Source organism: Microbispora sp. ZYX-F-249, assembly GCF_039649665.1.
Classification (GTDB): domain Bacteria; phylum Actinomycetota; class Actinomycetes; order Streptosporangiales; family Streptosporangiaceae; genus Microbispora; species Microbispora maris.
In genome coordinates this window covers 301513-315176 of record NZ_JBDJAW010000003.1, presented here as the reverse complement: position 1 = coordinate 315176, position 13664 = coordinate 301513, and the positions used below count along the sequence as shown (strand labels likewise).

The following is a 13664-nucleotide window of genomic DNA, read 5'->3' as shown; positions in this document are numbered from 1 at the left end:
AATTCTTCAATTTGTCAGTTCCGCAGCCCTCCCGGAGGAGGACGGGCTCAGGCGGGGCGCGGCGTGAAGGAACGCTGGTCGCGCCGCAGCGGGTGGCCCTCGGGGATCTCGACCAGCACGATCGGCAGGCCGTCGGGGTCCTCGATCCACATCTCCACCAGCCCCCACGGTTCGAGCCGGGGCGGCCGGGACACCGGCGCCCCCGCCTCCACCAGCCGGTCGTACTCCTTCTGGACGTCGCGCACCTGCATCCAGATCGCGGTGCCCGGCCCCACGGCGCCCGAGCCGCGCGGGGAGACCTCGAGGAGCCCCTGCCCCAGGAAGAACATGATCCCGGGGTCCTCGGCCGTCCCGAACTCCCGGCTGACGGCCAGGCCCAGGACCTCCCGGTAGAAACGGCGGCTCTCGGCCCGATCGGCCGGGCGCAGAAGTATGCGGCTGCTCAGCACTTCCATGTGAGCGTTGTGCCCATCCGGGGCATGCGGGTGAAGGATGGATTGGGCAAGCGGCGGCCAAGGGCGTACACGGGCCTTTCGGCCCCTCCGGAAGTGACGGACCGCCGTGCCGCCGGGGGAACGGGAGCGGCAGACTGGTCGCCGACGCCCGTTGAGGATCATTGTGGAGGTCCGTATGACTGAAGACACCGCGCCCGCCGGCATGCCGCGCCTGGACAAGCTCGACCGCGAGGAGTGCCTGCGGCTGATCTCCCCGGGCGGCGTGGGCAGGATCGCGTTCAACAACCCCAGCGGGCCGGTGATCCTGCCGGTCAACTACACCGTCGAGCAGGGCGCCGTGCTGTTCCGCACCGCTCTCGGCGGCCCGATGGACGCCGATCTGCGCACCGGGGTCGAGGGCGCCGACTTCATGGTGGCCTTCGAGGTCGACCACATCGACGAGAGCACCCGGGAGGGCTGGAGCGTCCTCGTCCGCGGCGGGGCCCACCATGTGACCGGCGACGTGAACACGAAGGTCGAGACCTGGGCGGGCGGCGAGCGCGAGCTGTACGTCCGGATCGCGCCCGTCGAGATCAGCGGCCGGCGCATCCAGCACGGATAGGCGCGTCATGGACGCCTGGGTCGTGACCCGGCCGGGGCCCGTGGCGACGCGGCCGCTGGAGCGGACCGTGCTGCCGGATCCCGTGCCCGGGCCCGGGGAACTGCTGGTCCGGGTCGAGGCGTGCGCGGTCTGCCGCACCGACCTGCACCTCGCCGAGGGCGACCTTCCCCCGAAACGGCCCCGTACGGTGCCGGGGCACGAGGTCGTGGGACGGGTGGCGGGGCTCGGCCCCCACACGCCGGGGCCGCCGGTCGGCGCCCGGGTGGGGGTGGCCTGGCTGCGCTCGACCTGCGGCCGGTGCCGCTACTGCCGGCGCGGTGCGGAGAACCTGTGCCCGGCGTCCGCCTACACGGGATGGGACGCCGACGGCGGCTACGCGGAGCTGCTGACCGCCCCCGCGGCGTACGTCTACCCGCTGCCGGAGGACGCCCCGGCGGAGACGCTCGCGCCGCTGCTGTGCGCGGGGATCATCGGCCACCGCGCGCTGGTCCGCGCCGACCTGCCGCCGGGCGGGCGGCTGGGGATCTACGGGTTCGGCGCCTCGGCCCACCTGACCGCCCAGATCGCGGTCGCCGAGGGCGCGACGGTGCACGTGATGACGAGGTCGGCGGCGGCTAGGGAGCTCGCGCTCCGGCTGGGCGCGGCCTCCGCGGCGGGCAGCGCCGACCCGCCGCCCGAGCCCCTGGACGCGGCGATCCTGTTCGCCCCGGTGGGCGACCTCGTGCCGGTCGCGCTGGCCGCGCTCGACCGGGGCGGCACGCTCGCGGTGGCGGGGATCCACCTCACCGACATCCCGGTGCTGAACTACCGGCGTCACCTGTTCCAGGAGCGGACGCTGCGCAGCGTCACGGCCAACACCCGCGCCGACGGGCGGGAGTTCCTGCGGCTGGCGGCCCTTCACCACCCACTGGTGACCACGACGCCCTACTCCTTCGACGCGGCCGACAGGGCCCTGGCCGACCTGGCCGCCGACCGGGTCGAGGGAGCGGCCGTCCTGCTCATGGACAGGTGACCGGCGGCACCGGCTCCAGATGGAACAGGCCGCCCTTCACGTCCGCGAGGCCCGCGGCCGGCCCGGGCGTCCTCCCGGCCAGCGCCATCAGCACGTCGGTGGTGGTGACCAGGCCCCGCAGGATGTCGTCCGGCCCGAGCACGGGGACCGCGCCGCAGCCGGAGTCGGCCATCAGCGCGGCGATCTCGGAGAGCGGGGTGTCCGGGGCCGCGCGGGGACAGCGCATGCCCCGCACGAGCGTGCGCACCTGCGCCCGGGACTGCTCGGCGGGTCCGCCCGACCAGTTGCCGGCGATGTCCTCCCGCGCGAGGACGCCGACGAGCCGGCCGTAGTCGTCCACCACCGGCAGATGGTGGACCCCGGCCCGCCACATCAGCTCCCACGCCAGGAGCGGCGACTCCTCCGGCTCCACCGTGACGAGCGTCCGGGTCATCACCTCGGACGCCGTCATGGTCTCGACGCTCATCGCTTCTCACCGCCTTCCGCCGGACCGTTCCCCCACGGCCGCCCCGCGGAGACGACCCGGCTCACGTCGTCCGTCTCGTACGTCATGGAGGACTCGACGTCCACCACGCCGTCCACCTGCCAGACCTCGTCGATCAGGGCGCGGAGCTGGGACCTCCGCTCCACGCCGCCGTCGAGGTGGACGATCCCGTCCTCGACCCGCACGGCGCACTGCCGGGAGTAGCGCGCCACGACCTCCAGGACGTCGTCACGGGTGTCCTCCCCCGGCCGGCAGAACGCCCTGATCAGGTCCGACTGTTTGACCAGCCCGGAGATGCGGCCGCTCTGCCCGTCCACCACCGGAAGTTCCTTGATCCTGTTGCAGTGCATCAGCCAGGCGGCCCGGCGCAGGGGGGTGTCCTCGGTGACCGTGATCACGGGGCTGGTCATGATCTGGGAGACGGTGCGGCCCCTCGCCTTCCTGCGCTCCCTGCGGCGGGACGGCCCCTCGATGAACAGGTCGCCGGGCCGCCGGTCCAGGTCCTTGAGCAGCAGGTCGTCGTCGCTCACCATGCCGATCACGCGCCGCTCCCCGTCCACGACCGGTACGGCGCCGACGTGGAACCGGCACATGGCGGTGACCACGTCGCTGAACGAGGCCGTCGCCTCGACCGCCACCACGAACCTGTTCATGACGTCCCGGACGGTCATCGGCATGGCGTCCTCCTTCGTCTCCCCCAGCCTTGGCCAGGACCGGTGACGGAACGACCGGCGAACGTCACCGCACTATGGGACCTATGTCCTAGGAGTGCCATCCGCCGGAGATCCGCCAGTACCGTGTGAGATGTGCAGAATGCCGCGATCCTCACCGTCGACGACGACCCTTCCGTCTCCCGGGCGGTGGCTCGTGACGTCCGCCGCCGATACGGCGACCGCTACCGCGTGATCCGGGCCGAGTCCGGCCCCAGCGCGCTCGAAGCGCTGCGCGAGATCAAGCTGCGCGGCGAGCAGGTCGCCGTCATCCTGGCCGACTACCGGATGCCCCAGATGAACGGCATCGAGTTCCTCGAGGCCGCCATGGACGTCTTCCCGCTGGCGCGCAGAGTGCTGCTGACCGCGTACGCGGACACGGACGCCGCCATCAGCGCGATCAACATCGTCGACCTCGACCACTACCTGCTCAAGCCGTGGAACCCGCCGGAGGAGAAGCTCTATCCGGTGCTGGACGCGCTGCTGGAGTCCTGGCTCGCCACCCCCGTCGTGACGATGCCGGAGACCAAGATCGTGGGCCATCGCTGGTCGGCGCAGTCGTTCGCGGTGCGCGACTTCCTGGCCCGCAACCTCGTGCCGTACCGCTGGCTGCGTGCCGACGAGGCCGAGGGCGCGCGACTGCTGGCCGCCGCCGGGATGGGCGAGACGGACGTGCCGGTGGTGATCACCACGGACGGCAAGGCCCTGGCGCGGCCCACGGAGGCCGATCTCGCCGCGCACGTCGGCATGGCCACCACCCCGGCCTCGGAGCTCTACGACCTCGCCGTGATCGGCGCGGGCCCCGCGGGCCTCGGCGCCGCCGTGTACGGCGCGTCCGAGGGGCTGCGCACCCTGCTCGTGGAGCAGCGGGCCACCGGCGGGCAGGCCGGGCAGAGCAGCCGCATCGAGAACTACCTCGGCTTCCCCGACGGGGTCTCCGGCGCCCAGCTCACCGACCGGGCCCGCAGGCAGGCGCTGAAGTTCGAGGCCGAACTGCTCACCACCCGCGAGGTCGTCGGCCTCGAACGCAGCGGCTCGGCCACCGTGCTGCGCTTCGTCGACGGCACCGCCGTGACGGCGCACACGGTCGTGCTCGCGACCGGCGTGTCGTACCGGCTCTTGGACGCGCCCGGCCTGGCCGGCCTGACCGGCCGGGGCGTCTTCTACGGCGCGGCCGCCACCGAGGCCCCGAGCTGCGCCGGCGAAGAGGTCTACATCGTGGGCGGGGCGAACTCGGCCGGGCAGGCGGCGGTGTACTTCTCCCGGTTCGCCCGCAAGGTGCACATCCTCATCCGGGGCGACGACCTCACCCGGTCGATGTCGCGCTACCTGATCGACCAGATCGAGGCCATTGCGGCGATCGAGGTCCATCCGCACACCCAGGTGGTCGGCGGCGAGGGCCGCGACCACCTGGAGCGCCTGATCCTGTGCGACGGGCGGACCGGCCGGACGACGTCCGTGCCCGCGTCGTGGCTGTTCGTCTTCATCGGGGCGGAACCGCGCACCGACTGGCTCGGCGACGTGGTCGCCCGCGACGGAGGCGGCTACGTGCTGACCGGCAGCGACCTGCTCGCGGACGGCCGCCGCCCGCCCGGCTGGACGCCCTCCAGGGACCCCTACCACCTGGAGTCGAGCATGCCCGGCGTCTTCGCGGCCGGCGACGTGCGGGCCGGTTCGGTCAAGCGGGTCGCCTCGGCCGTGGGAGAGGGCGCCATGGCGGTCTCACTCGTGCACCGCTATCTGGAGGACAGATGACCGACCATCCGAGTGAGCCGACCCTGCCGCCCGGCGAGCTGCGCACGCTCTTCCTGTTCGAGGCGCTGAACGAGGCGCAGCTCACCCAGTTGTCGGAGGCGGGCCGGGTGGAGCGCCGGCTCGCCGGGACCAGCGTCTTCCAGGAGGGCGAGCCGGCGACCTGCTTCTTCGTGCTGCTGAGCGGCGCGGTCGCGATGAGCAGGCGGGTGCAGGGCGACGAGGTCGAGGTGAGCCGCACCGACCAGCGCGGCGTGTACGGCGGCGCCACCCAGGCGTACATCACCGGCGAGTTCTCCCAGCTCTACCTCAACACGCTGACCGCGCTCACCGACGCCGAGTTCTTCGTGCTGCCGGCCGAGGTCATCGGGGCGTGCGTGCGGGAGTGGTTCCCGATGGCGATGCACCTGCTGGAGGGGTTGTTCCTCGGCATGCGCGCCACGCAGACGATCGTCGGCGAACGGGAGCGGCTGCTCGCGCTCGGCTCGCTGTCGGCCGGGCTGACGCACGAGCTGAACAACCCGGCGGCCGCCGCCGTGCGCGCCACGTCCGCGCTGCGCGGGCGGGTCGCCGGCATGCGGCAGAAGCTCGCGATGATCGCCGACGGGCGGCTGGACGGCAGCCAGCTGCACGACCTCGTGGAGCTGCAGGAGGACGCGGTCAAGCGCGCCGCGTCCGCCCCCGAACTGTCCCCGCTGGCGCGCTCCGACGCCGAGGACGCGGTCGCCGACTGGCTGGACGACCACGACATCGTCGGGGGCTGGGACCTGGCGGCCACGCTGGTCGCCGGGGGCGTCGACGCGGTCTGGCTCGACCAGATCGCCGGGGCGGTGGGCGAGGACAACCTGGAGCCGGCGGTCCGGTGGCTCACCTACACCGTCGACACCGAGCTGCTGATGTCCGAGATCGACGACACGGTCAACCGGATCTCCGGCCTGGTCGCCGCCGCCAAGCAGTACTCCCAGCTCGACCGCGCCCCGCACCAGACCGTCGACGTGCACGACCTGCTCGACGCCACGCTGACCATGCTGCACGGCAAGATCCCCGAGGGCGTGCGCACGGTCAAGGAGTACGACCGGTCGCTGCCGCCCATCCCCGCGTACGCGGCGGAGCTCAACCAGGTGTGGACCAACCTCATCGACAACGCGCTCGGCGCGATGGACGGCGCGGGCACGCTGACCCTCCGCACCCGGCGCAAGGACGGCCATCTGATCGTCGAGGTCGGCGACACCGGCGCCGGCATCCCGCCCGAGGTCCGGCCCCGCATCTTCGAGCCGTTCTTCACCACCAAGCCCGTCGGTGAGGGCACCGGCCTCGGCCTGGACATCTCCTATCGGATCGTCGTCAACAAGCACCACGGGGACATCCGGGTGGAGTCGCGCCCCGGCGACACGCGGTTCCGGGTCTACCTGCCCCTCGCGGCCTGAGAGCGGCCGCGCCCCGGGCCGGGCCGTACAGTTGGGGCATGGGCATGGTCAGCACCGTGGGTCTCGTCCTGCACCCGCAGCGCGACTCCAAGGAGGCGATCGACACGATCGTCGAGTGGGCGCGCAAACGGGACGTCACGGTGCTCGGACTGCCCGACGAGGTGGGACGCATCGACTGCAGCGCGGTCGCGGTGGACGCCCCGGCCCTGGTGCGGCGGTCCGACCTTCTCGTCAGCCTCGGCGGCGACGGCACGATGCTGCGCACGATGCGCCTGATCGCCGGGCGGCCGACCCCCGTCCTCGGGGTGAACCTGGGACGGCTCGGCTTCCTCGCGGAGATCGACGTGGACGATCTCGCGCCCGCGCTGTCGGCGATCGACGAGCACAGATACACGGTCGAGCCCCGCATGGCCGTCCGGGCGACGAGCCACGACGGCCGGATGGTGACGGCGTTCAACGACATCGCCCTCGTGCGCATCCCCGGCGACGGGCTCGCCGCCGTCTCCGTCTCCGTCTACGGCGAGCCGTTCGTCCGGTACGCCGCCGACGCCGTGATCGTCTCCACCTCCACCGGGTCCACCGCGTACAGCTTCTCGGCGGGCGGCCCGATCGTCTCCCCGACCGTCGAGGGCTTCCTCGTCGTCCCCGCCGCCGCCCACTCGGCGTTCAACCGGGCGCTGGTCCTGTCGGCGGACGAGGAGGTGACGCTCGACGTGCTCTCCACCAGCGGGCAGCTCGCGATGGAGGTCGACGGCATGATCGGCGGCCACCTGTGCCCCGGCGACCGGCTCACCGTGACCGCGCTGCGCGCCGCCGCCCGCGTCGTACGGCTGGGGACGACCACCTTCTACGAGCGGGCCCGCCGCAAGCTCCGCGTGAACGGCAGCGCCGAGGTCGACTAGTTGTACTGACCACAGAGGTTAGGTACGGGGCGACACGCACGAATGACCTTGTAAATGGGTGAGGGCCTTCGGTTTGGTGTGGATTGCGACATCTACACGCCAACCAGAAAGGCCCTCATGCCCCACCATAACGCCCCGCTGACCGAACTCGGACGCCTGCGCCTGGCCCGGTGGGTCGTCGACGACGGCTGGCCGCTGCGCAGGGCAGCCGAACGCTTCCAGGTCGCCGTCACCACCGCCCGGCGCTGGGCCGACCGCTACCGGCAAGACGGAGCAGCCGGCATGGCCGACCGCTCCTCGCGCCCGCACCACAGCCCTCGCCGCACCCCAACCCGCACCGAGCGGCGCATCATCAAAGTCCGCGTGCTGCGCCGGTCGGGCCCGGCCCGCATCGCCTACCTGCTGGGCCCGCACCCCTCGACCGTCCCCCGCGTCCTTGCCCGCTACCGACTGACCCGCCTGGCCCACCTCGACCGCGCCACCAGCCGCACCATCCGCCGCTACGAACACCTCACACCCGGAGACCTCGTACACGTCGACATCAAGAAACCCCGGACCAACGGCAAGGCCGAACGCTACAACCGCACCCTGCTCGGCGAATGGGCATACGCCCAGCCCTACACCTCCGAGACCAACGCCGCGCCGCCCTGCCCGCCTGGTTGCACACCTACAATCACCACCGCGGCCACACCGCGCTGAACGGCCTACCACCCGCCAGCCGCGTACCCACCCTCACGGGACAGAACAACTAGACCGCGGCGGGCACCCCGATCCGGCGGGCTTGAAAGCGACCGCCGGCGGCGACTACGGCATTTGAACGGGTCTCGTCGATGGGCTGGATCCGATCCGTACGGCCGGGGTGCGCGGCATCCCAAGACGGCGGCTTCATTCCCGGGAGCAGCGACGCCGCGAGGAGATACGGCCGCACGCGAGATGCGCGATCAGAGAGTCACGAGCAGACCTTCAGCACAGAGAAAGAGCCCTTGAACGAGATTGTCCCGCGACGCCTGATTGGCGTATTGACTTCGTCACTTTGCGTGAGCGACAGTGAGATCGCCCGAACTCGAGGAGGGATCATGCGCAAATTCCTGACAGTGGCGGCCATCGTCGCCCTGTTCGTGCTGGCCAAATGGGGCTGGGAGGGGGTCCTCAAGCTTCTCGTCGGCGCTTTGGTCCTCGGCGGCGTCCTGGGGCTGATGGAGGAGGCGGGCGAGCGCAGCTCGAACGGAGGCGCCGGCGGCTCCGGATACGGCGGCGGTGGTGGCGCCGGATACAGCGGAAGCGGAGGAGACGGTGGATTCGGCGGAGACGGTGGCGACGGGGGCGAGTAAGCAGAAAGAAGAGCCCGGCCGGCATACACCCGCCCCCGTTGCGTAGATCAGTTCACGAAGTCGTCACCGAAAAGCGCGCTCCACACCGAAGCGCTTCATAGAACACTCCACCCGTGAGCCGATGAATCAGGCGAACGCCGAGCCCATGAAGCGCGACCTCTTCCGTCTGCCGGTATCGATCTTCCTCGTTCCCCGGGGCGTGATCCTGCTACTCCTCACTGATGCTCAGGCGGGACACCATCACGGAACGAGCCCCTACGGCAGCAGGCTTTCGATCTCGGCCAGCTCCTCCGGCGTGAGCGGGGGCGCGGCGAGGGCCGCGATGTTCTGCTCGAGCTGCCCGACCGAGCTGGCCCCGACCAGCACGGACGTGATGCGCCGGTCGCGCAGGATCCACGACAGGGCGAGCTGGGCGAGCGTCTGCCCGCGCTCTTGCGCGATCTTGTCGAGGCCGCGCAGGGTCTCCAGCAGGCCGGACGTGAGCCGGTCGCGCGTGAGGAAGTGGCCGATCGCCATCCGGGAGTCGGCCGGCACCTCGCCGTCGAGGTAGCGCCCGGTGAGCAGGCCCTGCGCCAGCGGCGAGTAGGCGATGCAGCCCGCTCCCGCCTGCTCCAGCGTGTCGAGCAGCCCGTCCTCCACCCACCGGTCGAGCATCGAGTAGCGCGGCTGGTGGATCAGGAGCGGGGTGCCCAGCTCGCGCAGCACGGCGGCGGCCCGCTCGGTCTCCTCGGCGGAGTAGTTCGAGATGCCCACGTAGAGGGCCTTGCCGGAGCGCACCGCCGTGTCGAGGGCGCCCATCGTCTCCTCGATGGGGGTGTCCGGGTCGGGCCGGTGGGAGTAGAAGACGTCCACGTAGTCGAGGCCCATCCGGCTCAGCGACCGGTCGAGGCTGGCCAGCAGATACTTGCGCGATCCCCACTCGCCGTACGGGCCGGGCCACATGTCGTAGCCCGCCTTGGTCGAGATGAACAGCTCGTCCCGGTAGGGCCGGAAGTCCGCGCGCAGGTGGCGGCCGAAGTTCTCCTCCGCCGAGCCGTACGGCGGGCCGTAGTTGTTGGCCAGGTCGAAGTGGGTGACGCCGAGGTCGAAGGCCCGGCGCAGGACGGCACGCTGCACGTCGAGGGGGTGGCCGTCGCCGAAGTTGTGCCACAGGCCGAGGGAGATCTCGGGAAGCAGCACCCCGCTCCTTCCGCTGCGCCGGTACCGCATGTCGTCGTACCGGGTGGGGGCGGGGGCGTAGGGGTTCGGGATCATCCGCGACCTTTCCTCGTGCGACCGTGGCCCGTCCTTTGCCCGGGCCTTGCTCCAGCAGTACCAGGAAACCGCACGTGTCAACGGCCGGGCAGGCGGGGGCGGGCCCTCATGCCCGGGAGGCGGCCGAGGCGGGTCGGATCAGGGGTGCCCGCCGCGTGCCGTCACCGTACGCCTCTCGGGCGGAACTGCACGCTGATGCGGGCGCCGATCACCTTGGTGGACTTCGGAACAGCGTGCTCCCAGGTGCGCTGGCAGCTCCCGCCCATGACGATGAGGTCGCCGTGGCCCAGCTCGTGCCGCAGCGTCGGGCCTCCCCCGCCGCGCGGGCGCAGCAGCAGCGGGCGTGGGGTGCCGACCGACACGATGGCGACCATGGTGTCCTGCGTGCTGCCGCGTCCGATCGTGTCGCCGTGCCAGGCGACGCTGTCGCGGCCGTCCCGGTACAGGCACAGGCCCGCCGTGCGGAACCGCTCGCCGAGCTCCTCCTCGTAGTGGGCGTCGAGCAGGTCCCTCGCCTCGGCCAGGACGGGATCGGGCAGTTCTTCGCCCTCGTCGTAGAACTTCAGCAGCCGCGGCACGTCCACGACCCGGTCGTACATGTGCCTGCGCTCGGCGTGCCAGGGCACCGCCTCGAGGAGGCGTTCGAAGAGCGCGTCCGCCCCCTCGACCCAGTGTGGCCGGACGTCGATCCAGGCGCCCCGGCCGAGCGGCGTGCGCCGCACCGACGAACCGAGCGGCCCGATCTGAACGTCCTTACCCCAGTCCAGCAGCGAGGCCTGAAAAGCCGTCATGACATCGATTGTATTAGAACATCTATTCGATCATGCCACGTGCCCGGAGCGGTGGCCTGCGGCGACCATGCGCACCGGCTCGACCGTGCGTTCGCGCTCCCCTCCGTCGCGACCGGCCAGAGTCTCGCTCGCCCCGTACACCGCCCGGATCTCGGCGCGCAACCCGGGCGGCGACGTCGCGGCGCACCGCACCCGTGCAGGCCGGGGTCCCGGACCGGCCCGAGCCGGGCCGGGCCGGACCGGGCCGGGCCGGACCGGGCCGGGGCCTCTCAGCGCCCGCCCAGCAGGCGGACCGGGCAGCCCAGCTCGGCTCCCACCCGGTCGAGCAGGACGGCGAAGCCCTCGCGCGTCCGCGGTCCGAACCGCCGGAAGAACCCGTTGGCCAGGGGCACTCCCCAGCGCAGGCGCTCAGCCACGTTGCGGACCTGGTGGACCAGCAGCGTGCCGGCCGGATCGGGGGCGAGGCGGTATTCACCGCGATACCACCAGCCGCCCTGGACGGCCAGCCGGTCCGGTCCCACCTCGACGGTCATCGTGTGCCCGGGGGCGGCGAGCACGAACCGGTCCGGTCCCCCCGTGAGCGTTCCGCCGTGCTCCGCCAGCGGGAAGCAGTTGTGCCGCCCCACCGGCCCCGGCCGTACCCGCAGGATGAGGCCGGCCACCCGGTCGACCGGCGCCTCGACGACGCCGCGCACCTCGCACAGCGGGGTCTCGGCAGGCGTCACGGCGCACCGATCCGCGTGTTCTGGAACGACGCGAGGCGCCAGCCGTCGCCCTCCCTGACCGCGGTGAACGTCATGATCGAGTCACGGCCCGGATCGGACCCGCCGTCCGGCAGGGACGATCCCCCGGTCATCACGACCAGCGCCGTGTCCGGGCTCAGCAGGCGGATCTTCCGCAGCGGCGGCGCGGCGGCCGGCGCGCCCAGCCGGGACCCCTTCAGCGGGCCCTCGAACAGTGCCCGGTGGCTGTCCTCGATTGCCCGGCGGCCCTCCATGCGGGCCCCGAAGTACGTCACGTAGTCGGCGTCCTCGGTGAAAAGCCCCGCGAAGGCGGCGGCGTCACCGTCGTTCCAGGCCGCGGTCAGCGCGTCCAGCAGGCGGTGGATGTCATCGGATGCGGTTTCCGGCATCGCTACGGCTCCTTTCGGATGACCGCGAAGCCGCCTATCCTTCGAGTGCGAGCCCTGATCGGCCGCTTCGCGGTGGTCGGGTCGGGCGCCGGCCGGATGTTGGCGCATCCGGCCGGCGCATCACTGCCGGTCGAGCTGCCCGGCGTTCGTCTCGGTGCTCCAGGTGATCCGGCCGGACCGGATCTCGGCGAGGGTCGCACGGACCCACTCCAATTCGGCGGCCTTCATCGCCCGGTCGTACTCCACTTCGAGGACCAGCACGCGCGGCAGGCCGGAGCCGCCCAGCGTCTCGATGTGCGCGTCGGCCGCGACGATCGCGCCCTCCAGCGTGGCGGCGCGGGTGCTCAGCGCCCGCTCCGCCTCGGGGACGGGAAGGCATCCCATCAGCGACACCGCCGCCAGGAAGACCTTGGTGTCGCCGTCCGGCTGTTCCAGGAGACGGCGCAGCCGGGTGCTCAGCTCGGCCCGCCCCTCCTCGGTCACCCGGTAGACCGTGCGTTCCGGCCGGCGGCCCTCCCTGCTGGTCTCGACCGGAGCGATGAGCTCGTCGCGGGCCAACCGGTCGACCGCGTGGTAGAGGCTGCGGGGCAGCCCGCCGATGTAGTCCTTGTGCGTGTCGATGACGAACCGGTGCAGCTCGTAGGGGTGGGCGGGCCGTACGGACAGCAGGGCGAGCACCGTGAGCCCGACCAGATCCCTGTCCGCCCGCCCCATCACTCCCCCATCGCCTTAGTGCAATCCGCACTATAGCGAGACGCAACACGACGTGGAACCCCCAGTTCCGAGGCACACGGACGGCGCCCCGCGAGGCACACCGACTCGGCTTCGAACATGGCGGTCGAAATGACCGTACATAACCGGATAAATCCTAATTTGAGACATACGGCCGCAATTTCATTTGTTGCTGAACAGATATTTACGGCGGTAACCATTCGGGGGCGGAAACGCGTCCAACACCGTCACGTCGATGACCGGCAAACGACCCGAGCGTTTTGAGGAGAAGGTGCACCCGATGACCGAGCAGACGTCCGAGGCCCTCGTCACACCCGATGCGACTCAAGCCTCCCTCACGCCTGAGGGCGACGTTCGCGGAACCCGGAAGGCGCCCGCCACCCCTCGGACCATGCCGAAGTGGGAATCCGAGGCGCGCATCCGCATCCGCACGGCGATTCGCCGATACGGCAAGCCCCTCAGCGATCTCATCGCCCGCGACGCCAACGAGGGCGACACCCGCCTGCTCGTCACCGATTTCCTCTGCGAGGGGCTGGGGTACGACAAATACGAAGATCTCACCACCGAATACCAGGTCAAAGGCGAATTCGCCGACTACGGCATACGCGTGGACAAGCAGCTGGCCGCGTTCATCGAGGTCAAGCGGTGCACGCAGAAATTGGGCGTCAAACACCTGCGGCAGGTGCAAATGTACGCGGTGAACGAGGGCGTCGAATGGATGGTGCTGACGAACGGGCAGATGTGGCAGGTCTACCACCTCACCGGTGGCCTCCCGGTCGTCGTCGACCTGGCCCTGGAGGTCGACCTCCTCGACGAAGGGGGGCTGAGTGGGAAGGCCGACGCGCTCTTCTACCTCAGCAAGGAGGCGTTCAAGCGCCGACTGATCGACGACCTGTGGAAGGCCCGCGCGGCGACGGCGCCGAAATCTCTCATCCGCGTTCTCCTCACGCCCGTGATCCTCGACGCCGTACGAAAGGAGCTCCGGCGGCAGACGGGACACAATGCGGACGAGAAGGAGATCGAGCGCATCCTGCAGGCGGACGTCCTCAGGCCCGATCTCCTCGCCTGAGACAGCGGAGGG

The 13664-nt window shown here is 71.3% G+C and carries 15 protein-coding genes and 1 pseudogene; 8 read left to right on the top strand and 8 right to left on the bottom strand.

Annotation, left to right across the window (positions count from 1 at the left end; translation table 11 throughout):
- Window positions 1-47: 47 nt before the first annotated feature.
- Window positions 48-455, bottom strand: coding sequence for a VOC family protein (locus AAH991_RS05990; protein WP_346224724.1), 408 nt, complete (start codon window positions 453-455; stop codon window positions 48-50).
- Between the two features lie 175 nt (window positions 456-630).
- Here AAH991_RS05990 and AAH991_RS05985 point away from each other — a divergent pair, with 175 nt between their 5' ends.
- Together AAH991_RS05985 and AAH991_RS05980 are read left to right on the top strand one after the other, a co-directional pair.
- A complete protein-coding gene (locus AAH991_RS05985; protein ID WP_346224723.1) occupies window positions 631-1056 on the top strand; it encodes a pyridoxamine 5'-phosphate oxidase family protein in 426 nt (141 codons plus the stop codon).
- Window positions 1057-1063: 7 nt separating this feature from the next.
- Window positions 1064-2068, top strand: coding sequence for a zinc-binding alcohol dehydrogenase family protein (locus tag AAH991_RS05980; protein WP_346224722.1), 1005 nt, complete (start codon window positions 1064-1066; stop codon window positions 2066-2068).
- Here AAH991_RS05980 and AAH991_RS05975 read toward each other — a convergent pair.
- Window positions 2055-2534 carry a CBS domain-containing protein gene (locus AAH991_RS05975; RefSeq protein ID WP_346224721.1) on the bottom strand — a complete coding sequence of 160 codons (480 nt, stop codon included), beginning with the start codon at window positions 2532-2534 and terminating at the stop codon, window positions 2055-2057. The genes AAH991_RS05980 and AAH991_RS05975 overlap by 14 nt on opposite strands.
- A complete protein-coding gene (locus tag AAH991_RS05970) occupies window positions 2531-3229 on the bottom strand; it encodes a CBS domain-containing protein (protein WP_346224720.1) in 699 nt (232 codons plus the stop codon). The genes AAH991_RS05975 and AAH991_RS05970 overlap by 4 nt, the downstream gene beginning before the upstream one ends.
- A gap of 129 nt (window positions 3230-3358) precedes the next feature.
- Between AAH991_RS05970 and AAH991_RS05965 the strand changes: the two genes are divergently transcribed.
- The 5 genes and pseudogenes from AAH991_RS05965 to AAH991_RS05945 all read left to right on the top strand — a co-directional run bounded on the left by AAH991_RS05965 (window position 3359) and on the right by AAH991_RS05945 (window position 8674).
- On the top strand, window positions 3359-5017 hold the full coding sequence (locus tag AAH991_RS05965) for an NAD(P)/FAD-dependent oxidoreductase (protein WP_346224719.1): 1659 nt from the start codon (window positions 3359-3361) through the stop codon (window positions 5015-5017).
- On the top strand, window positions 5014-6441 hold the full coding sequence (locus AAH991_RS05960; RefSeq protein WP_346224718.1) for an ATP-binding protein: 1428 nt from the start codon (window positions 5014-5016) through the stop codon (window positions 6439-6441). The genes AAH991_RS05965 and AAH991_RS05960 overlap by 4 nt, the downstream gene beginning before the upstream one ends.
- A 38-nt stretch (window positions 6442-6479) precedes the next feature.
- Complete coding sequence (locus tag AAH991_RS05955) at window positions 6480-7343, top strand: NAD(+)/NADH kinase (protein WP_346224717.1); 864 nt, start codon at window positions 6480-6482, stop codon at window positions 7341-7343.
- A gap of 117 nt (window positions 7344-7460) precedes the next feature.
- Window positions 7461-8095 (top strand): annotated as a pseudogene (locus AAH991_RS05950) (integrase core domain-containing protein).
- A 324-nt stretch (window positions 8096-8419) separates the two neighbouring features.
- Window positions 8420-8674 carry a hypothetical protein gene (locus AAH991_RS05945; protein ID WP_346224716.1) on the top strand — a complete coding sequence of 85 codons (255 nt, stop codon included), beginning with the start codon at window positions 8420-8422 and terminating at the stop codon, window positions 8672-8674.
- A 255-nt stretch (window positions 8675-8929) separates the two neighbouring features.
- Here the strand turns inward: AAH991_RS05945 and mgrA are convergent, their stop codons facing one another.
- From mgrA to AAH991_RS05920, 5 genes are all read right to left on the bottom strand, one after another.
- Entirely contained in the window at window positions 8930-9928 is a 999-nt protein-coding gene (gene mgrA / locus AAH991_RS05940; protein WP_346224715.1) for an L-glyceraldehyde 3-phosphate reductase, read from the bottom strand.
- Between the two features lie 161 nt (window positions 9929-10089).
- Window positions 10090-10719 (bottom strand): alpha-ketoglutarate-dependent dioxygenase AlkB, encoded by a 630-nt coding sequence (locus AAH991_RS05935; RefSeq protein ID WP_346224714.1) that lies wholly within the window; start codon window positions 10717-10719, stop codon window positions 10090-10092.
- 269 nt (window positions 10720-10988) lie between these two features.
- Entirely contained in the window at window positions 10989-11444 is a 456-nt protein-coding gene (locus AAH991_RS05930; RefSeq protein WP_346224713.1) for a hypothetical protein, read from the bottom strand.
- Window positions 11441-11851: an SgcJ/EcaC family oxidoreductase gene (locus tag AAH991_RS05925; RefSeq protein WP_346224712.1), complete on the bottom strand. Its 411-nt coding sequence runs from the start codon at window positions 11849-11851 to the stop codon at window positions 11441-11443. Before AAH991_RS05925 ends, AAH991_RS05930 begins: the two co-directional genes overlap by 4 nt.
- Window positions 11852-11971: 120 nt before the next feature.
- Window positions 11972-12565, bottom strand: a complete 594-nt coding sequence (locus tag AAH991_RS05920; protein ID WP_346224711.1) for a PadR family transcriptional regulator — start codon at window positions 12563-12565, stop codon at window positions 11972-11974.
- Between the two features lie 253 nt (window positions 12566-12818).
- On the opposite strand from AAH991_RS05920, the gene AAH991_RS05915 reads away from it, so the two are divergent.
- Complete coding sequence (locus AAH991_RS05915) at window positions 12819-13652, top strand: type I restriction enzyme HsdR N-terminal domain-containing protein (RefSeq protein ID WP_346224710.1); 834 nt, start codon at window positions 12819-12821, stop codon at window positions 13650-13652.
- Window positions 13653-13664: the final 12 nt, after the last annotated feature.